This window comes from Streptomyces sp. NPDC055955 (assembly GCF_042270245.1).
Lineage (GTDB): Bacteria > Actinomycetota > Actinomycetes > Streptomycetales > Streptomycetaceae > Streptomyces.
The window spans coordinates 201,315-219,315 of record NZ_JBHJYS010000003.1 but is presented as its reverse complement, the minus strand read 5'-3'; the positions used below and the strand labels follow the sequence as shown (position 1 = coordinate 219,315).

16 protein-coding genes are annotated in these 18,001 nt (G+C 69.6%); 7 read left to right on the top strand and 9 right to left on the bottom strand.

Annotated elements, in window-relative coordinates; genetic code table 11:
- Positions 1-42 precede the first annotated feature (42 nt).
- On the top strand, positions 43-1,044 hold the full coding sequence (locus ACFC96_RS07070; protein ID WP_376262083.1) for an RNA polymerase sigma factor RpoD/SigA: 1,002 nt from the start codon (positions 43-45) through the stop codon (positions 1,042-1,044).
- A 42-nt stretch (positions 1,045-1,086) separates the two neighbouring features.
- Here ACFC96_RS07070 and ACFC96_RS07065 read toward each other — a convergent pair whose 3' ends face one another.
- Positions 1,087-2,082, bottom strand: a complete 996-nt coding sequence (locus tag ACFC96_RS07065; protein ID WP_376610698.1) for a helix-turn-helix transcriptional regulator — start codon at positions 2,080-2,082, stop codon at positions 1,087-1,089.
- A 153-nt stretch (positions 2,083-2,235) separates the two neighbouring features.
- On the opposite strand from ACFC96_RS07065, the gene ACFC96_RS07060 reads away from it, so the two are divergent.
- Positions 2,236-3,738, top strand: a complete 1,503-nt coding sequence (locus ACFC96_RS07060; protein WP_376610696.1) for an MFS transporter — start codon at positions 2,236-2,238, stop codon at positions 3,736-3,738.
- Between the two features lie 158 nt (positions 3,739-3,896).
- Here the strand turns inward: ACFC96_RS07060 and ACFC96_RS07055 are convergent, their stop codons facing one another.
- Entirely contained in the window at positions 3,897-5,156 is a 1,260-nt protein-coding gene (locus tag ACFC96_RS07055) for an extracellular solute-binding protein (RefSeq protein WP_376610694.1), read from the bottom strand.
- Between the two features lie 71 nt (positions 5,157-5,227).
- Here ACFC96_RS07055 and ACFC96_RS07050 point away from each other — a divergent pair, with 71 nt between their 5' ends.
- The gene (locus ACFC96_RS07050; RefSeq protein ID WP_376610692.1) at positions 5,228-5,872 is read left to right on the top strand and encodes a TetR family transcriptional regulator; all 645 of its coding nucleotides are present in this window, start codon (positions 5,228-5,230) and stop codon (positions 5,870-5,872) included.
- Positions 5,873-5,939: 67 nt separating this feature from the next.
- Positions 5,940-6,704 (top strand): SDR family oxidoreductase, encoded by a 765-nt coding sequence (locus ACFC96_RS07045; RefSeq protein WP_376262096.1) that lies wholly within the window; start codon positions 5,940-5,942, stop codon positions 6,702-6,704.
- Between the two features lie 1,498 nt (positions 6,705-8,202).
- On the opposite strand, the gene ACFC96_RS07040 is transcribed toward ACFC96_RS07045, so the two are convergent.
- Positions 8,203-8,703, bottom strand: a complete 501-nt coding sequence (locus ACFC96_RS07040; RefSeq protein WP_376610691.1) for a hypothetical protein — start codon at positions 8,701-8,703, stop codon at positions 8,203-8,205.
- 145 nt (positions 8,704-8,848) lie between these two features.
- On the opposite strand from ACFC96_RS07040, the gene ACFC96_RS07035 reads away from it, so the two are divergent.
- On the top strand, positions 8,849-9,706 hold the full coding sequence (locus tag ACFC96_RS07035; RefSeq protein ID WP_376610689.1) for a hypothetical protein: 858 nt from the start codon (positions 8,849-8,851) through the stop codon (positions 9,704-9,706).
- A gap of 1,670 nt (positions 9,707-11,376) precedes the next feature.
- Positions 11,377-11,610 (top strand): hypothetical protein, encoded by a 234-nt coding sequence (locus ACFC96_RS07030; protein WP_326712530.1) that lies wholly within the window; start codon positions 11,377-11,379, stop codon positions 11,608-11,610.
- Between the two features lie 35 nt (positions 11,611-11,645).
- Here the strand turns inward: ACFC96_RS07030 and ACFC96_RS07025 are convergent, their stop codons facing one another.
- The 3 genes from ACFC96_RS07025 to ACFC96_RS07015 form a co-directional block, all read right to left on the bottom strand.
- A complete protein-coding gene (locus ACFC96_RS07025) occupies positions 11,646-12,407 on the bottom strand; it encodes a DUF6227 family protein (RefSeq protein WP_376610687.1) in 762 nt (253 codons plus the stop codon).
- 134 nt (positions 12,408-12,541) lie between these two features.
- Positions 12,542-13,825 carry an Ig-like domain-containing protein gene (locus tag ACFC96_RS07020; protein WP_376262108.1) on the bottom strand — a complete coding sequence of 428 codons (1,284 nt, stop codon included), beginning with the start codon at positions 13,823-13,825 and terminating at the stop codon, positions 12,542-12,544.
- Positions 13,826-14,041: 216 nt separating this feature from the next.
- On the bottom strand, positions 14,042-15,133 hold the full coding sequence (locus ACFC96_RS07015; RefSeq protein WP_376262111.1) for a P1 family peptidase: 1,092 nt from the start codon (positions 15,131-15,133) through the stop codon (positions 14,042-14,044).
- A gap of 320 nt (positions 15,134-15,453) precedes the next feature.
- On the opposite strand from ACFC96_RS07015, the gene ACFC96_RS07010 reads away from it, so the two are divergent.
- Positions 15,454-15,633 (top strand): hypothetical protein, encoded by a 180-nt coding sequence (locus tag ACFC96_RS07010; RefSeq protein ID WP_376262114.1) that lies wholly within the window; start codon positions 15,454-15,456, stop codon positions 15,631-15,633.
- 7 nt (positions 15,634-15,640) lie between these two features.
- Here the strand turns inward: ACFC96_RS07010 and mscL are convergent, their stop codons facing one another.
- The 3 genes from mscL to ACFC96_RS06995 form a co-directional block, all read right to left on the bottom strand.
- Positions 15,641-16,099 (bottom strand): large conductance mechanosensitive channel protein MscL, encoded by a 459-nt coding sequence (gene mscL, locus ACFC96_RS07005; RefSeq protein WP_376262556.1) that lies wholly within the window; start codon positions 16,097-16,099, stop codon positions 15,641-15,643.
- A 150-nt stretch (positions 16,100-16,249) separates the two neighbouring features.
- Positions 16,250-16,873, bottom strand: coding sequence for an RcpC/CpaB family pilus assembly protein (locus ACFC96_RS07000; protein WP_376228132.1), 624 nt, complete (start codon positions 16,871-16,873; stop codon positions 16,250-16,252).
- A gap of 221 nt (positions 16,874-17,094) precedes the next feature.
- On the bottom strand, positions 17,095-17,970 hold the full coding sequence (locus ACFC96_RS06995; protein WP_376262117.1) for an S-methyl-5'-thioadenosine phosphorylase: 876 nt from the start codon (positions 17,968-17,970) through the stop codon (positions 17,095-17,097).
- Between the last annotated feature and the right edge of the window lie 31 nt (positions 17,971-18,001).

Below are 18,001 nucleotides of genomic sequence, written 5' to 3'. Positions count from 1 at the left end.
TGTCCACCGCAGGCCCCCGCCCACCATCGCAAGGGAGCACGCATGGCAACCCGTGCCGTCGCCCGTCGTAAGTCCGCCGCCGGCGAGACCGACGGCGCACGCAGTGTTCGCGCCGTAGGCGGCGAGATCGCCGACCGCGACCTGGTCGGCATGTACCTCGACGAGATCGCGCGTACACCGCTGCTCGACGCCGCCAAGGAAGTCGAACTTTCCCAGACCATCGAGGCGGGCGTGTACGCCCGGCAGATCCTCGACGGCGAGGCGGAGAGCGAAGCCGCGGGCAAGGCGTCCCGCGAGGAGCTCGAAGCGCTCGTCGCCGCGAGTGAGCGGGCCAAGGACGTCTTCATCAAGTCCAATCTGCGCTTGGTCGTGGCCGTCGCGCGTCGTTACCCGAGGAGCGGTCTCCCGCTCCTCGACCTCATCCAGGAGGGGAACGCGGGCCTGGTGCGCGCGGTCGAGAAGTTCGACTACCGCAAGGGCTTCAAGTTCTCCACGTACGCGACGTGGTGGATCCGGCAGGCCATCACGCGCTCGATAGCCGACCAGTCGCGCACGATCCGGCTCCCCGTCCACCTGGTGGAAGAGCTGGGCCGCATCCGGCGCGTGCAGCGCGAGTTCAACCGGAAGAACGGGCGGGACCCCGAGCCCGAGGAGATCGCCGCCGAGCTCGATTCCAAGCCCGAGCGCGTCGTCGACGTCCTGGACTGGGCCCGCGACCCGGTCTCGCTGAACATGCCGGTGGACGACGAGGGCGAGACCCAGTTCGGCGACCTCCTGGAGGACACGTCCGCCGTGTCGCCCGAGCAGTCGGTCCTCACGCTGCTGCGCAGCGAGGAGCTGGACGACCTCATCGGACGCCTCGACCAGCGCACGGCGTCCATCATCAAGATGCGGTACGGGATCGACGACGGCCGTGAGCGCACGCTCACGGAGGTCGGCAAGGAGCACGGGCTGACCCGCGAGCGGATCCGGCAGATCGAGAAGCACGCTCTTCTGGAGCTGAAGAAGCTGGCCCGGGACACCGGGTTCGATGCCGCCGCGTGAGGTTCCGGAGGCGGCGCCTGCGGAACCCCGCGTCACCTGTCCTCAAGCGACGGACGGGCCGGATGTCACCGGCCCGTCCGTGGCGCGGGCCAGACGGCTGCTCAACTCTCTGAGATAGTCCGCCAGTTCATCCGGCCCGTGCACGGTGAACTCGCAGTCCACCAGCGCGAGCCGCAGCGCCAGCCACTCCACCGAGTCGGTCGCCGTCGCGCGCAGCCGGCAGGTCCCGTCGGGCTGCGCCTCGGGCGCGCCCAGCGCCGACGGCAGCCGCGCCACCACGAAGTCCGCCGGTGCCTCGAACGTCACGTCGATGTCGTACGAGGGCCGGCCGCGTCCCGCCATGGACCGCCGCAGATACTCCGCCGCGTCCCCCGTCGGCAGCTCCCGCGGAGCGAACCGCGCCCCCGTGGCGAACGGTTCCTCGACCCGGTCCACACGGAAGGTGCGCCAGTCGTCCCGGTCGATGTCGTACGCCACCAGGTACCAGCGCCGCCCCGTCGACACCATCCGGTACGGCTCCGTCAGACGGCGTGACTCCGTGCCGTCGCCCGAGCGGTAGCGGAACCGCAGCCGCTCCTGCCCCGCCGTCGCCGACGCGAGGACCGTGAGCGTCTCCGTCGCGATGGACGCCCCGTCCCCGCCGGTCAGCGGCATCGTGGCGGCCTGGAGCGTGGAGACCCGGTGCCGCAGGCGCGAGGGCAGCACCTGCTCCAGCTTGGCGAGGGCCCGTACGGACGCCTCCTCCACTCCCTCGACGGCGTGCCCCGCCCCGGCCCGCAGGCCGACCGCGATCGCCACCGCCTCCTCGTCGTCGAGGACCAGCGGGGGCAACGCCTTGCCCGCGACCAGCCGGTAGCCGCCCTCCGCGCCCATCGACGCCTGCACCGGATAGCCGAGATCACGCAGCCGGTCCACGTCCCGGCGCACCGTGCGACGGGAGACGTTCAGGCGCGCGGCGAGCTCGCCGCCGGGCCACTCGCGCGGGGTCTGGAGCAGGGAGAGCAGTTGAAGCAGCCGGGCCGGGGTGTCGGTGGTCATGGTGCGTCCCCTCTCGTTGGCGTCCCGTCATCGTGTCCGTCCCGCTCGCGGCGCCCTCGCGTGTGGCTTTCGCGGCGCATTCGTTATCGGGAGATTCCAGGGTGCGCGACATGTAGGACACCATGTGACCTACATGCCTCCTAGTCTCCCCGTATGACTTCACCCGTGACCACCCCCGACAGGCGACGCTGGTTCGCCCTGGCCATCGTGATGACCGCGGCCTTCATGGACCTGGTCGACGTCACGATCGTCAACATCGCGATCCCGTCCATCCAGCGCGACGCGGGCGCCACCGTGAGCCAGATCCAGTGGATCACCGCCGGATACGCGCTGGCGTTCGCCGCGGGCCTGATCACCGGCGGGCGGCTCGGCGACATCTACGGCCGCAAGCGGCTCTTCCTGACAGGGATCGCCGGCTTCACGCTCGCCTCGGCGCTCTGCGGCTTCGCCGCGAACCCCGAGATGCTGGTCGCCTCGCGCATCCTCCAGGGCGGCATGGCCGCGATGATGGTGCCGCAGGTCCTGTCGATCGTGCACGCCACGTTCCCCGCGGAGGAGCGCGGCAAGGTCTTCGGCCTCTTCGGCATGATCGTCGGCCTGGGCGCGGTCTCGGGCCCGCTGCTCGGCGCGCTGCTCACCGAGTGGAACCTGTTCGGTCTCGAATGGCGCCCGATCTTCCTGATCAACCTGCCGGTCGGCATCGCCGGACTGCTTCTCGGCCGCCGTTTCATCAGTGAGTCCAAGGCGCCCCGCGCCCTCAAGCTAGACCTCGTCGGCGTCGTGCTGGTCACGCTCGGCCTGCTCATGCTGATCTACCCGCTGACGCGCGGCCGCGAGCTGGGCTGGCCCGTGTGGGGCCACGTCGTGATGGGCTCCAGCGTCCTCGTCTTCGGCGCGCTCGTCGCGTACGAGAAGTACAAGACGCGGCGCGACGGTTCGCCGCTGGTCGAGCTGTCGCTGTTCAAGGTGAAGAGCTTCGCGGCCGGTATCGCCGTGCAGATCGTCTTCGGTGTCGCGCTCGGCGTGTTCTTCCTGGTGTGGACGATGTACATGCAGGTCGGCCTCGGGTGGACGGCGCTGCACGCGGGCCTGACCGGGGTGCCGTTCTCCATCGCCGTGTCGGCGGCGGCCGGGATCTCCGTGCAGAAGCTCGTGCCGAGGTTCGGGCGCAAGGTGCTCCAGACCGGCGCGCTGGCGATGATCGCCGGACTGCTGATCTACATCTGGGAGGCCGGGCGTTACGGCGCCGGGATCACGTCCTGGCAGATGGCGCTGCCGCTCGTCGTGATGGGCGTCGGCATGGGCCTCATCGTCGCCCCGCTGACCGACGCGGTGCTCTCCGACGTGCCGCGCGAGCACGCCGGTTCTGCGTCCGGGCTGATCAACACCACGCAGCAGATGGGTACGGCGCTCGGGCTCGGCCTCGTCTCCGTGGTGTTCTTCGGGACGATCGGCGACCACCTCGCGCCGACCGAGGTCGGGCAGGAGTTCACCGACGCGTTCAGCAACTCCCTGTGGTACGTCGTCGGCGTGCTCGCCGTGATCTTCCTGCTGATGTTCGCGCTGCCGGGGCGGCCCGCGCAGCACGTCGAAGGCGGCGCGCAGGACGCGGACCCGGAGGCCGGGCCGGTGGAGAAGGCGCCGGAACTGGTCTAGGGCCTCGCGTTCGGGTCGGGCCGGACCAGGGAGCGGGGCCAGGCCCCGTGCGCCCGGCACGATCCACCCGAGAGACCCTGGTTCCCGCGGGACTTCGAGTGGGCGGGCCCTCGCGCGACGGCGCGGGGGCCCGCCCACTCCTCGTTCCGGCTCGCCGTTCAGCCGGCCGAGCGGATCTCCGCGCGGCTCGCCTTCGTGTCCAGGGCCTGGAGCACCGCGCGCGGGTTGCCGCCCCGGACGACCGCCGAGCCGATGTCCTCGCGGATCGCGGCCCGCACCTCGGGCCAGGACGCCTGGTTCACCGGCTGGAACTCCGCCCGCGGCATCTGGTCGATGAACTTCCACAGCGGGCGCTGCGCCGGGTCGGAGCGCAGGGCGTCCGACGCGGACGCCGTCACGGGCAGCGCCGCCTGGCCGCCGCCGTACGTCCGGGCCGACTTCCGGCTGTAGAGGTACGTCAGGAATTCGCTGCACTCGGCCTTGCGGCCGTTCTGCTCGAACGCGAGCAGCCAGTCGCTCAGCCCGACCGGCGCCGCCGCGCCCCCGTCCCGCTGCGGGAACGCCGCGTGGGCGTACGGGACCTTCGCCCGGTCGGCCGCGTTCATCAAGACCGGGTGGGCGATCATCATGCCGATCTGCCCGCGCAGGAACTGCTCGTACGCGGCAGTCCGGTCGAGGAGCTGGGGCGCGGCGCCGGCCAGGCCCTCACCGACGAGACGGTCGCGCAGCCAGGTAAGCGTCGCGATGTTGCCGGTGGTCGCGAAGTCGTAGCCGGTGACGCCCGCGTAGGTGCCACCGCCGGCGAGCAGCCACGCGAGCGCCTCGTCCTCGGCGGCCTCGGGTCCGAGCTGGAGCCCGTACGGCGTCTTCACGCCGGTGGCCTTCAACGCCTTCGCGGCGGAGTGCAGTTCGTCCCACGAACGGGGCGCGGAGACGCCCGCGCGCTCGAAGAGCGCCGTGTTGTAGAAGAGGCGCGGGGTGCTCGCCATGAAGGGGATGCCGTACTGGACGTAGTGCGCCGTGCCCGCCTGGGCGAACGACTGCGTGAAGTCGGCCTGGGTGGGGATGTCGAAGAGTTCCGACACCGGGTAGAGCTTGCGCTGGTCGGCGAACGTCGCGAAGACGTTGGACTGCGCGATGTCGGGCGCCTTGCCGTCCTTCACCCGCTGGGCGAGGGTCCGGTCCAGCCTGGCGAACGGGATCCGCTCGACCTGCACCCTGACGTCCGGCTTCACCTTCTTGTACGCCTTGACGACCTGGTCCCACTGGTCGCCGATCGAGGAGCCGACGCTCTGGTCGTAGCTGGCCACCATCAGGTTGAGGGAGGACTTCGACGAGCCGGAACCGCAGCCGCTGAGCCCGTAGGCCGCGGCGCCGGCGAGCCCGGCCGTCTGAAGAAGGAAACGTCGCCGCCGCACTGCTCTCGCCCACCCCTTGGTTGCACGCCAGGTCGGTGGCAGATTCTGCCACATAGGCATATCATGACTTCATGCCCGGTAGCTCTACGACTGAGACGCTGACGGAACGCCGCAAGGCCGCCACCCGCCTGGACATCGCCCGTACGGCGGCGGCGCTCTTCGTGGAAGACGGCCTGCGCGCCACCCGCGCCGAGGACATCGCCCGCGCCGCGGGGGTCGCCCCGCGCACCTTCTACCGCTACTTCGCGACCAAGGAAGAAGCGGTCGCCCCGCTCTTCGCCACGGGAGCCCAGCAATGGGCGGAAGCCGTCCGTGACGCCCCGGCCGAGCTCTCCGTGCCCGAGGCGCTGCGGCACGCGGTCGCCCGCTCGCTCACCGCGGACGACGCGGCGAACGTGGAATCCCTGGAGTGGGTCAGATCCCTGCTGCGCATGGCGGCGGAGAGTCCGGCGCTGCAAGCGGTGTGGGGCACCGCATGCCACGCGTCGGAAGCCACCCTGCTGGCGGCCCTCGAGGAGCGGTCGGGGGGCGGGGGTGACACGGGGGAACCCCCGTCGCTCGCCCTGCGCATGGCCGCCGGGGTCGCCTGCACGGCCATTCGCGTAGGCGTGGAGACCTGGGCCGCGAGTGACGCCCCGCCCGGCGGCGAGCTCGGGCCTGCGGCGCTCGCCGCACGGTGCCTCGCGTCGCTCGGCGACTTCCCGTGGGCGGCCTAGGGCCTGTCCGCGCCCGCGCCACCCCTTGAACTCCCCTGTTCCACCCTCGACTTCTTCTGGAGCACCCATGAACAATCTCACCGGCAAGACCGTCCTCGTCACCGGCGGAGCCCGCGGCATCGGCGCCGAGACAGCGCGCCGCGCCGTCGAGGCCGGTGCCCACGTCGTCGTCACCGACGTCCTGGAGGACGAGGGCAAGGCCCTTGCCGCCGAGCTCGGCGCGCGCGCCCGCTTCATGCGGCACGACGTGACGTCGGAGGAGGACTGGACGGCCGTCGCCGCGTTCGCCACCGCCGAGTTCGGCGGGATCGACGGCCTGGTCAACAACGCGGGCATCTCCACGGGCCAGCCCCTGGAGACGGAGACCGTCGAGCACTTCCGCAAGGTCCTCGACATCAACCTCACCGGCGTTTTCATCGGCATGAAGACGGCCATCAACGCGATGAAGGACAACGGCGGCGGCTCCATCGTCAACATCTCCTCCGCCGCCGGCCTCATGGGCCTCGCCCTCACCGGTTCCTACGGCGCCTCCAAGTGGGGCGTGCGCGGCCTGACCAAGCTCGCCGCGGTCGAGCAGGGCACGGCGAAGATCCGCGTGAACTCCGTGCACCCCGGCATGATCTACACCCCGATGACGGCCCAGCTCGGCATCCAGCAGGGCGACGGCGGCTACCCGAACACCCCGATGGGCCGCGTCGGCGAGGCGGACGAGATCGCCAAGGCGGTCGTTTTCCTGCTCTCGGACGACTCCTCGTACGTCACCGGCGCCGAGCTCGCCGTGGACGGCGGCTGGACCACGGGCCCGACGGTCAAGTACGTGATGGGTCAGTAGGGGGCGCAGGCACGGTAGGTACTCCCCGAAGGCCCGGTCTCCGCGAGGAGGACGGGCCTTCTGCCTGTACGGCCAGGTGCGCACCGGAGCTGTAGGGTCCTCCCTCGCCGGGCCGCCGTCGTGAAGTGCGCGGGCGTCTCCGCCGCCCGCCGGGCCGTGGGCCACGCTTGAGCCCTCGCCCCGCGTCCGACACCTCCGGCACCGGACCCGGCACTCCCGCGTTTCGCTGCTGGGTCCGTCACCCGGACCGTGTTATCCGGGCCGAACGTCATTCAAGCTGTTGACGATGGTCACGGATGGTGGCCGTGCAGGTGCGGGCACCTGAATGAGCATGGGCACATACACGATGTCGCCGTGCCTGAACTCGGCCTTCGCCGAGAACCGGTAACACACGACCGTGTTCGGACTGCTGCGTGTCGCATAGCAGCGAAGCTCCGACTTCACCGGCGCAGCCTGCGATTCCTGTGACAGGACGCCTGGTTCACTCGCTGACGCGCCCCATTGGCCGAGCGTCAAACAGCAGGAGGCCGCAGCTACCATTCCGGCACTCCGCAGTGCTGCCTTCTTCATCCTCATCACCCCGAAATCTGCGAGTGAACTGAGTCGTTCCATCGTCGCATGCAGGCAAGCGACGCGCGAGGCGCTTCGGGTCCGTCGCACTGAAATGCGGTCAAGGACTTCGATTTTATTTTTCCCCCGCTGCGTGGGACTCCCGGAACCGCCGACATCTGATGCCGACAGTCCCTTCTCGTTCTCGGATTGCACGACCTTCAATATGGATCTTCGGAGTCCGACACCGATCGGGTGAGAGCCGAGGGTGGGTCGCGGGCGAGATGTTCGGGTGGCGCGAGCTGTGCGAGGCCTCAACTGATCTCGCTGGAAGCCTCGTTGGGTGTCTGTTCCGCCGTATCGCCGGGTGCGATGCGTCGGCGAACGTGAACAGGAAAAACTCCGGCAGGGCCGGACGGCACCGAGTGAACAACCGGTCCGTCACCGACTGTGCGGGCGGCCTGATCCCCCCACTCGCCGGTGCTGCCCGGACACGCGACTGAGGATTCTAGTAATCACTTCACATGTGATGGCCGACCGACACTCCGTCCGACGCCGACAACTTCCCCGACCGGACGCCGGGTTCGACTCCGAAGTGATAAATGGGTGATGTTCTCGACGACACCGATCGCCTGGGTGGGGTCCGGCCTCCGGCATGTGAGTCTTTATCTAACATGCAGCCCTGCATCGATATTTGAGCTTGCACAGCTCAGAGTCCGAGGGGAAGAACCTTGCGTAAATTCCAGCACGTTCTGATCACCGTCGCCGCAGCGGGGAGCTTCGCTGTTGCAGGCATGGGTGTCGCCCATGCAGACACCACCTCGAACAGCTACAACGGCCCGTCCTACGACTTCAACTTTATTAGTTTGCTGGGAGGCCAGACACCCCAGACCCCTCAGACGCCTCAAACCCCTCAGGCGCCGCAGGCTCCTCAGGCACCGCAGGCTCCTCAGGCGCCGCGGCTCGCGCAGCAGGCGGCTGGAAGTACGCGGCTGGATGCTCCATCTGGGGGCACCGGCAATGAAGCAAATGGCACGCCGAAGACGCCGGAGACCCCGAAGACGCCGGAGACCCCGAAGACCCTGAAGACGTCGGAGACGCCGAAGACGCCGGAGACCCCGAAGACGCCGGAGACGCCGAAGACACCGAACACCCCGAATACCCCGAACACGCCGAACACCCCCAACACGCCGAACACGCCGAACACCCCGAACACCGTGAAGACGTCGAAGACGTCGAAGACGTCGAAGACGTCGAAGGCATCGAAGACGCCGAACACCCCGAACACGCCGAACACCCCGAACACCCCGAACACGCCGAACACCCCGAACACCCCGAACACGCCGAACACCCCGAACACGCCGAACACCCCGAACACGCCGAACACGCCGAACACCCCCAACACGCCGAACACCCCGAACACCCCGAACACCCCGAACACCCCGAACAAGCCGGGCCTCGTAAAGGCGCTCATCGCGCAGCTGCGGCCTGGGGGGCTGCTCTGAGACCTGACGCCATAAAGATGAGGCAGCGCAAGCGGTTGTTGCGCTGCCTCATCTTTATTTCTTCAGTGACGTCAGCCCATCGTGTTGGGCGTGTTGGGCGTGTTCGGAGTGTTCGGAGTGTTGGCTCCGCCGCCCGTTGTGTTGGGCGTGTTGGGCGTGTTCGGAGTGTTCGGAGTGTTGGCTCCGCCACCCGTTGTGTTCGGGGTGTTGGGCGTGTTCGGGGTGTTGGGTGTGTTGGCTCCGCCACCCGTCGTGTTGGGCGTGTTGGGCGTATTCGGAGTGTTCGGAGTGTTGGCTCCGCCACCCGTTGTGTTCGGGGTGTTGGGCGTGTTGGGCGTGTTGGGTGTGTTGGCTCCGCCGCCCGTTGTGTTGGGGGTGTTGGGTGTGTTGGGCGTGTTCGGGGTGTTGGCGCCCCTGCCGCCCGGGGTGTTCGGGGTGTTCGGAGTGTTCGGGGTGTTGGGTGTGTTGACTCCGCCGCCCGGAGTGTTCGGTGTGTTGGGCGTGTTCGGAGTGTTGGGTGTGTTCACCCTGCCCCTGCTCCTGAAGCCCGGGGTGTTCGGGGTGTTGGGAGTGTTGGGTGTGTTGACCCTGCTCCTGCTCCTGAAGCCCGGGGTGTTCGGGGTGTTCGGGGTGTTGGGTGTGTTGACCCTGCTCCTGCTCCTGAAGCCCGGGGTGTTCGGGGTGTTAGGCGTATTCGGAGTGTTGACTACACCCCTGCCGCCCGGTGTGTTGGGGGTGTTGGGCGTGTTGGGGGTGTTCGGAGTGTTGACTCCGCGACCCGGGGTGTTGGGGGTGTTCGGGGTGTTCGGAGTATTGGGGGTGTTGGCTCCGCCACCGCCACCCGGTGTGTTCGGGGTGTTGGGGGTGTTCGGGGTGTTGGGTGTGTTGGCTCCGCCACCGCCACCCGGTGTGTTCGGGGTGTTGGGGGTGTTGGGTGTGTTCTGTTGATGGACACCCGCAGTGCTCTGGGTCGTGGATGCGGCCTCTGCGCCGGCTACGCCAACTGATGCAGAGAGCAGCACTGCAGCGCAGGAGGCTCCTGCGATGCGCGCGAGCCTGTTTCGAGCAGTGAACATGGGAGACCTCGCCCTCGGTTTCCAACCAGGTGAACCGTCCCTCTGGGCGGCTGGCATTTCGCCTAACAATTGAATGCCCGAATATTCGCTCGGTGAATATTCGACGCTAAGAGGTTCAAAACGGATTACCACTTCCCGGAGGAGTTGGCGAGGGTGCCGTATATGGGCCTTGGGTGGATGGCTGCGCTATGCCATTCGGTATGCACAACCACGCTCTGGGCCAGGGGATTGTCCGCGCCGGCCGGCGCTGCCGTTGTGGCGCGCAGCGCTATGGCACACAAGCAGCCGATGGCGTGCAGTACGCGTCTGCGAGCCCCGACCACGGCTTGCGGGTCCTACTCGGAGCCGGTCATCAAGTGGGGTGCCGCAGAGAAAGTGATTCTCCAATATGTGGAATCACATCCTCAGGAGCATTCCACTCCAGGCGTTCTTATGACTGCCACTCACCTCTGAAGCTTAGTCCAGAGATTGCGGCTCGACCACTCGAGTGACCTTGAGGGTGAATCCCGTACGACATCCGCTGCCTACTCGGTTGGATTTGTCGCGTCGGATGAATGCAGATGGCTTCATCCGCTGTCACCGCCATGGCATTTGGCCGCACGAGGACAGGGATCTCCCCGGGACGGGGGAGCCGCGGCGGTCGCTTACCCGACGCCGGCCCTGCCCCTGTCGGCCATGGCGTTGGCCATACCCTCACATTAATCCCGGCGTGACGCCTACGCAGCTTGCGGCATGCTCCGCCCTATGCATGAGGGAAGTTCCGGCGTCCGAGCACCGCAACGGCAGCGCACGCCGCTGCCTCTCCTCGATGCGATTCCGCAGGTCGGTGGGGGGTCTCGTCCCTGAAACGGTGGATACACAGGCTGTGACTCCACAGGTCGCGGCGACGACCGGCCTGGTGAGCTGCCGAAGGCACGGGTCCGGCTTCCGAGGGAGGCCTGGAGCGCGTCCTGCGCCGGGCTTGCTCGCCCCGACGTGAGAGGCCCCAGGCTGAAGTGGTCCGGTTCTCTGCACCACTTCGAAGAGTCACTTCGGAGGAACACTTCGAAGGGCGCGCCCTTCGAAACGCCTGGACGGCCTCAGGGCAGAAGCGCGCACAGGTTACCCGCATTTTGGTGAGATCGCATTTGTGCGTGTCTCCGAAAGCCCTTCGAGAGAATTATTCGAATGAGCGTTGTCGAATGGATTCGGGACTCCAGAGCTCGTAAAGGCCACCGCTGGAGTTTTCCAGGGTCCTTGTTCATCGCCGAGGGTGCGATCCGTTCGCCGTGACGGGACCCCTGCGCGTCCCCCGCTTCGACGGTGGGCGGCGCGGCAGGCGGTGCCCTGTCGATGACCTTCGGCCGCACCCGGCGTGCCCTGCGCGGCGGACTCTTAGGGGTCCGTCGACCGGTGCCCCGTTTCCCCGATTCATCGTGATCGCCGAGAAGGAAGGAGGAGTCGAAGACACCGGTTGCCGCCTGACAGTTCGGAACTGTCCGGTCATGCGAGATACGTCACGGTCCGGGGCCAAAGTCCAGGACCGTGGTGTTGACTGGGCCCATGCCTGAGCACCTGTCGTACTTCCAGCAGATAGGCGTGGCGTTCCTCGCGGCCGCCACCGTGGTGTGGGTGGTCGGTCTCGTCCGGCTGGTGCGCCATGTGGGCTGGGGTGCCGAGCAGCCCCTCGCCTCGCTGCCGGTCCAGGGCGGTCCGCCTGCCCAGGAGTCCGTGCCGCTGACGCCGGACGAGCGCGACGCGTTCGCGGGCCTGGTGCGACAGTTCAGCCGCCGTTAGTCGCCGGCCGCGGTCGGCGGCCGGTGCTTGTGGCCCTAGCCGCAGCTGGGGCGGGAGCGGTCGTTGGTGCGGCGCTGCATCGCCGCGCGGGCCTCGTCCTGTGTGGCGTACACCTCGCACATGTGACGGCCGTCCGGCGTCGCCGTGTGCTCGATCTCCCAGAGACTGACCTCGCTGCCGTCGTGCAGCAGGAACGCGTGCTCGTACAGCGTGAAGCCGAGGCGCGGGCGGCCGAACGCCTGCGTGATCTGGTGCGCGTACGCGGTGTGCAGGAGCCGGGCCGTGTCGGGTCCCGGGCGGTCCTCGTTCTCCGCGCGGCGCAGCAGGCGACGGGCGTGGTCCGCCGAGTCGTCGGCAGCGTAACTGCGGCGCGGCTCGGGGAACGACGGGAGCGGGAGCGGGATCGGCAGCTCGAAGTCGGGGGCGGCCTCGCGGGGCAGCGGGAGGCGGTCCGTCGCCAGGTGGAGGTCCTCCTCCGAGGTGTACACCTCGTGCTGGGGTCCCCGCTCGGGCAGCGTGTTGTGGACGAGCTCCCACAGGGTGAGCGCGCTGCCGTCCGCGAGCAGCCACGTGTGCCGGTATGTCTCGCGGTGCAGGCCCGCGCTGTGGTGGGCGGAGTGCAGCGAACTGTCGTACGCGAGCGCGCAGTCGAGGCGGGCGAGGGCCTCGTCGGGCAGCTCGAAGGAATTCAGGGCCCGGCCCAACAGGCGCCCGAGGTGCTCATCCGGCTGGTGCGGGCCGTCCGGCTGGTGCGACTCGGGTGGCTCGTACGCTGCGGTGTCGTACGGAACGCTCAAGGCATCTCCCGGCGTTGCTACATGTCACCTTGTGGGTGCATACCGTAGCCCCTAGGTCGGACATCATGTCCTCGAAATCAGAAACGAACGGGCCGCGCGAGGAAGTTCCCGCGCGGCCCGTTCTGATGAGCGCGTCAGAGGGCGCTGCCCGCCGTCCACCGGCTCCACGACATGTTCCAGCCGTTGAGGCCGTTGTCGGGCGCGACGGTGGTGTCGGGGGAGTGCTTGACGGTCACCACGTCGCCGACGAGCGAGCTGTCGTAGAACCACTTGGCGATCGTCGCGCCGCCCGCGCCCTGGACGTCCGCGAGGCCGATGCAGCCGTGGCTGGTGCCGGAGCGGCCGAAGGGCGGATTGCCCTTCGGGTACCAGTAGTTGCCGTGGATGAACGTGCCGGACGAGGACAGCCGCATCGCGTGCGGGACATCGGGGATGTCGTACTCGCCGCCGAAGCCGACCGTCGACCCGTTCATCCGGGTCTGCACGAACTTCTCGGAGATCACCATCTGCCCGTTGTACGTGGTGTGCTGCGCGCTGCCGGCCGAGATCGGGATCGTCTTGATGGTCTTGCCGTCCCGCACGACCGTCATCGTCTGAGTGTTGACGTCGACCGTGGAGACCTGGGAGCGGCCCACGGTGAAGCTGACCGTCTTGTTCTGGACGCCCGTCACGCCGTTCGCGCCCCGCACGCCGTCCAGGTCGATCTTCATCGTGACCTTGGAGCCGGCCTTCCAGTACTCCTCGGGGCGGAAGTCGAGCCGCTGCGCGCCGAACCAGTGGCCCACGATCCGCTGGCCGCTGCTGGAGGAGACCGTGATGTGCGACTGCACGGCCTTCTTGTTCGTGATCGCCTTGTCGAAGGTGAACGAGACCGGCATGCCGACGCCGACGGTGGTGCCGCCGTCCGGCGTGTACGTGCCGATGAAGCTGCCCGACGTGGTGACCGTGGTGAAGATCGAGTTGGCCGCGGCGGTACGGCCGTCGGAATCCTTGGCGGTGGCCGAGATACGGTACTTCGTTCCGCGCTCGAGCTGTTCCTTGGGCTTCCACGCCGAGCCGTTGGCGGTGAGGGCGCCCGGCACGGTCTTCCCGCTGTCGGGCTCCGTCATCTTCACGTCGGTGAGCTTGCCGGACGTGACCTTCACGCCCGTCGCGTTGATGGACGCCCCTGTCGAACCGTCCTTGGCCGAGATCGTGATCTGCGCGGCGGACGTGCCCTTGCCCTTGCCGTCGCCGTTCTTGCCGTCGCCGTTCTCCGCGTCGGCGCTGCCGCCGCAGGCGGTGAGGGCGAGCGCTCCGAAGGTGACCACGGCCGCCGCCGCCAGGACCCGCCGCGCGGTACGCCTGCGGCCCTGCTCGGGCTGCCGGGGGTGTTGCCGGTGCGCGACTGTGTCCGGGGTTGTCACGAGATACTCCATGATTCGTCAGTTACTCCAGTGTGTGTAGAGAGGGCGAACTGACCGTAAAGGTTCCTTGGGGTAGGTGTGAACGGAGACACAGGTCACGCCAGGAACCGGGCGGGCCGGGCGCTACATGCATCTTGGGCTTCGTGAGGCGTGATTTCCGCGCGCGACGTGCTCTGCGGCCCGTGTTCCGCGTCCTCGGCGCGCCCCCGGACGCGGGAGCCCCACGCCTCAACTCCCGTACAGGTCCCCGTACGAGAGGAACGTCCCGCCCGGCCCCCGCACCGACTCCGCCGCGAGCACCGCCCGCACGATCGCCCGCGTCACCATGTCCGCGCCCGCCGCGAGGATGTCGTTCAGCGCGAGGGGGTCGGCCTCGTCGAGCGGGCGCGTGCCGGTCGCGACGGCGAAGACGGTGTCCCCGTCGTTGAGGAGGTGCACCGGACGGACGGCGCGCGCGATGCCGTCGTGCGAGGTGCCCGCGAGCTTGTGCGCCTGGGAGCGGGTGAGCACCGCGTCCGTGGCGACGACGGCGAGCGTGGTGTTCATCGGTGGCGCCTGCCCTGCGGCCTCCCTCCTTGTTTGCGCGAGCCGTTCCTGCGCCGCCGCGTGCGCCTCCGGTGAGGGGTACGGATACGGGTGCGACTGCGGGTGGCGGGGTCCGCCGTCCCGCGCGTCGACCGGGGCCGGGGCGAAGAGTCGCCCGTAGAGCGCGCCCGTCGCCGGATCGACCGCGGAGCCCACCGCGTTGGCCACGACCAGCGCCGCGACCGTCACCCCCGAGTCGAGCACCGTGCTCGCCGTGCCCACCCCGCCCTTCAGCCCGCCGATCACCGCGCCCGTGCCCGCGCCCACCGAGCCCTCCGTGACAGGCGAGCCCGGCGCGGAAGCGGCCGCCGCCTCCACCGCCGCGCGGCCCGTCGCCGCGTCGGGCCTGGCCCGGAACTCCCCGCCGCGCCCGAGATCGAAGACGCACGCGGCGGGGACGACGGGCACCACCTCGCGCGGCCCGGCACCCACCCGCACGCCCCGGCCCTGCTCCTCCAGCCACGCCATGACACCCGACGCGGCGTCCAGGCCGTAGGCGCTGCCGCCCGTCAGGGTCACGGCGTCGATCCGCCGGACCACATTGCGCGGGTCGAGCGCGTCCGTCTCCTTCGTGCCCGGGCCGCCGCCTCGCACGTCCACAGCGGCGGTCATCCCGCCCTCGGGCGCGAGCACCACCGTCGTCCCGGTCAGCCAGCCGCCCTCGCCGACGCGGGTGGCATGACCGACCCGCAGGCCGGCGACATCGGTCAGGGCATTGCGCGTGGGCGTCGTCATACGGCATCCGTATCACGTGAGTTGGGCCCCGGGGCCGCCTCCGCGCACGCCGTGCGGGCGTGACGTTCACACCCACGGCGACGGTGAGCGCGGCCACGATGCCGGCCGGCGACAGGCGCGCACATCGCCGTGAGCAGTCACCCGCCGGGGCTTCGTGGGCGTCTATGTCACGTGCATCGGCGCCTGCTGATGGTTCCGCGCCCGCAGGGGCGCCGAATGCCCCAGCCGCCCCCGCGACCCGACCGGCCCGCGCCCCTGCGCCCGGCGCCCCTTCACCCCGCTCCCGGCGCCCCGCCCCTCGACGGACGTACGCTGGGGGCATGAGCACCACCCCTGACCCCGAACCGCGCGATCCGAAGAGCGCGCTGGTCTTCGACGATCCGCTGAGCACGCAGTCCTCGGACGACACGGACCGAGGGTGGGGCGAGCGGCCCGCCGGCGGCGACAGTGCCGCCGACCTGGCACGCTTCCTCGACGAGAAGCCGCCCCACCACCTCTGAGCCGCGGCTACTGCTCGCTGTGCCCGGAGCCGCGCTGCGCCACCAGGGCGTCGCGGATCTCCTTCAGGACCTCCAGCTCGGACAGCTCCACGACCTCCGCGGCGCCTTCCTTCGCGGCGTCCCGGTTCGCCTTCTTGGCGAGGTACTTGGCCATCGGCAGCACCATCAGGAAGTACACGACCGCGGCCGTGATCAGGAACGTGAGTGTGGCGCTGAGCACCGAGCCCCACAGGATCTCGATGCCGTCGGGGCCCGGGCAGGTGCCCTTCAGGCAGGACTTGTAGCCGCTCAGGTCCTTCGTGCCGAACGCGCCGACCAGGGGGTTGATGACGCCCTTCACGACGGAGTTCACGATGTTGGTGAACGCGGCTCCGATGACGACGGCGACCGCCAGGTCGATCACATTGCCGCGCATCAGGAAGGCCTTGAAGCCCTCCCACAGACTCGGCTTCTTCTTCTCGCTCACCAGAAGGCCTCTCTTCACTTGTGCAGGATGTGGAGCAAACAGTTCCGCAACCTACGACAGCGCCTGGCCGATCTGTCCAATGCGCTGACACGAACGAGGGACTTGCCCTCGAAACCGTGCCGACAGGCCCCTTCGGGCGTCCGAAAAGGGTCACCACAGGGTCACCGCCAGCCGCGAGGTGGCACCGGCCCCGGCGAGCCGAGCCGCCGTCTGCCGAGGCACGGAGAGGACGACCAGAGCGCCGCCCTCCGCGGCGACTTCGCCGGCCGACGCGGAAGACTCCGCGGAATCCGGCACGGAACTGACGAGCGCCCCCGCCGCGACGACCCTGCCGCCCTGGCCCCCGGATCCCTGCCCGTCGCCGGCTCCCGCGCCCGCCGCCACCACGTCGACCCGGTCACCGGGCCGCAGCAGCCGCACCGCCGCCGCGTCCGCGATGCGCACCGGCGCGGACACCGTCACGACCGACCGCCGTGCGCGCTCCCGCCCGGAGCCCGAGGACTCGGAGCCTGAGGAGTCCGTGCCGGAGGTTCCGGAACCGGTGGCGCCGGAACCTGTGGACCCCGCTCCCGACGGCCCCGCGGCCACCAGTACAGCCGCCGTCACGGCGAGCCCCGCAGCGACCGCCCGCCGCCGGTGCCGGCCCGCACGCCGTGGCCGCCACCGCCCACCGCGTACCCGCAGCGGCGCGAAATGCGGGACCTCGCATGTCGGGGGAGTGCTGAACGGGGACACGGGCGACCACCACCTGGATCGAGAGGCATCGGACAACATCGAAATGCCTCGGAACGCGCAAGCTCGGAAGCTCGCCTCGCGCTCCACGATCCAGGCCGGCGTCGATTCCCGCTGAACCCCGTGCACAACTCGCCGGTTGTGGACAACTGCCTCACCCGAAGGCGAAGTTCAGCACTGGCCAGCGCGCGCCACCACCCGTCACCACCGGCCGGCACCCCGTCAGCACCGGCCGGCACCCCTCACCACCGGTCGGCGCGCCGCTACGGCAGCACGATCCCCGGATCCATCCCCCCGAGCGCCCTCGCGCACAGGCAGTCCCGCTCGCTCTCCGCCGGCAGCCCCGCCACCGCGTCGAAGAGCACCGTCCGCAGCCGGTCGACATTGGCGGCGAAGACCTGGAGAACCTCGTCGTGCGACACGCCCTCGCCCGAATCGGCGCCCGCGTCGAGGTCGGTGACCAGGGTCAACGACGTGTAGCAGAGCTCGAGTTCACGCGCGAGCATCGCCTCGGGGTGCCCGGTCATGCCGACCACCGACCAGCCCTGGGCGGCATGCCAGCGGGACTCGGCGCGGGTCGAGAACCGCGGCCCCTCGACCACGACGAGCGTCCCGCCGTCCACCGGCTCCCAGTCATGGTCGCGTGCCGCCTTCACGGCGGCCCGGCGCCCGGCCGGGCAGTAGGGGTCGGCGGGCGACACGTGCACCACGTTCGGCACGGTCCCGTCCGCCAGCGGCTCCCCGTCGAAGTACGTCTGCGCGCGGGCCTTCGTCCGGTCCACGAACTGGTCCGGCACCAGGAGCGTCCCCGGTCCGAACTCGGGCCGAAGGCCGCCCACGGCGCACGGGCCGAGGACCTGCCGGACGCCCACGGAGCGCAGGGCCCAGAGGTTGGCGCGGTAGTTGATGCGGTGCGGCGGCAGATGGTGGCCGCGGCCGTGGCGGGGCAGGAAGGCGACCTTGCGGCCCGCGATCTCGCCCAGGAAGAGCGAGTCGCTCGGCGCTCCGTACGGGGTGTCGACCCGGACCTCGGTCACGTCGTCCAGGAACGAGTAGAAGCCGGAGCCGCCGATGACGCCGATCTCGGCCGTGACCCGTGTGTTCGCCGTGTGAGCCGTGCCCGGAACTGTATTCGCCATGTCCGGCACAGTATCCGCCCGGGAACGCCGA

What these genes read in the sequence shown, in the direction of transcription:
- ACFC96_RS07070 (WP_376262083.1), top strand. Translation starts at nt 43, where the DNA reads ATGGCAACCCGTGCCGTCGCCCGTCGTAAGTCCGCCGCCGGCGAGACC.
- ACFC96_RS07065 (WP_376610698.1), bottom strand. Translation starts at nt 2,082, where the DNA reads ATGACCACCGACACCCCGGCCCGGCTGCTTCAACTGCTCTCCCTGCTC.
- ACFC96_RS07060 (WP_376610696.1), top strand. Translation starts at nt 2,236, where the DNA reads ATGACTTCACCCGTGACCACCCCCGACAGGCGACGCTGGTTCGCCCTG.
- ACFC96_RS07050 (WP_376610692.1), top strand. Translation starts at nt 5,228, where the DNA reads ATGCCCGGTAGCTCTACGACTGAGACGCTGACGGAACGCCGCAAGGCC.
- ACFC96_RS07045 (WP_376262096.1), top strand. Translation starts at nt 5,940, where the DNA reads ATGAACAATCTCACCGGCAAGACCGTCCTCGTCACCGGCGGAGCCCGC.
- ACFC96_RS07030 (WP_326712530.1), top strand. Translation starts at nt 11,377, where the DNA reads ATGCCTGAGCACCTGTCGTACTTCCAGCAGATAGGCGTGGCGTTCCTC.
- ACFC96_RS07020 (WP_376262108.1), bottom strand. Translation starts at nt 13,825, where the DNA reads ATGGAGTATCTCGTGACAACCCCGGACACAGTCGCGCACCGGCAACAC.
- ACFC96_RS07015 (WP_376262111.1), bottom strand. Translation starts at nt 15,133, where the DNA reads ATGACGACGCCCACGCGCAATGCCCTGACCGATGTCGCCGGCCTGCGG.
- ACFC96_RS07010 (WP_376262114.1), top strand. Translation starts at nt 15,454, where the DNA reads ATGAGCACCACCCCTGACCCCGAACCGCGCGATCCGAAGAGCGCGCTG.
- ACFC96_RS07000 (WP_376228132.1), bottom strand. Translation starts at nt 16,873, where the DNA reads ATGTTGTCCGATGCCTCTCGATCCAGGTGGTGGTCGCCCGTGTCCCCG.
- ACFC96_RS06995 (WP_376262117.1), bottom strand. Translation starts at nt 17,970, where the DNA reads ATGGCGAATACAGTTCCGGGCACGGCTCACACGGCGAACACACGGGTC.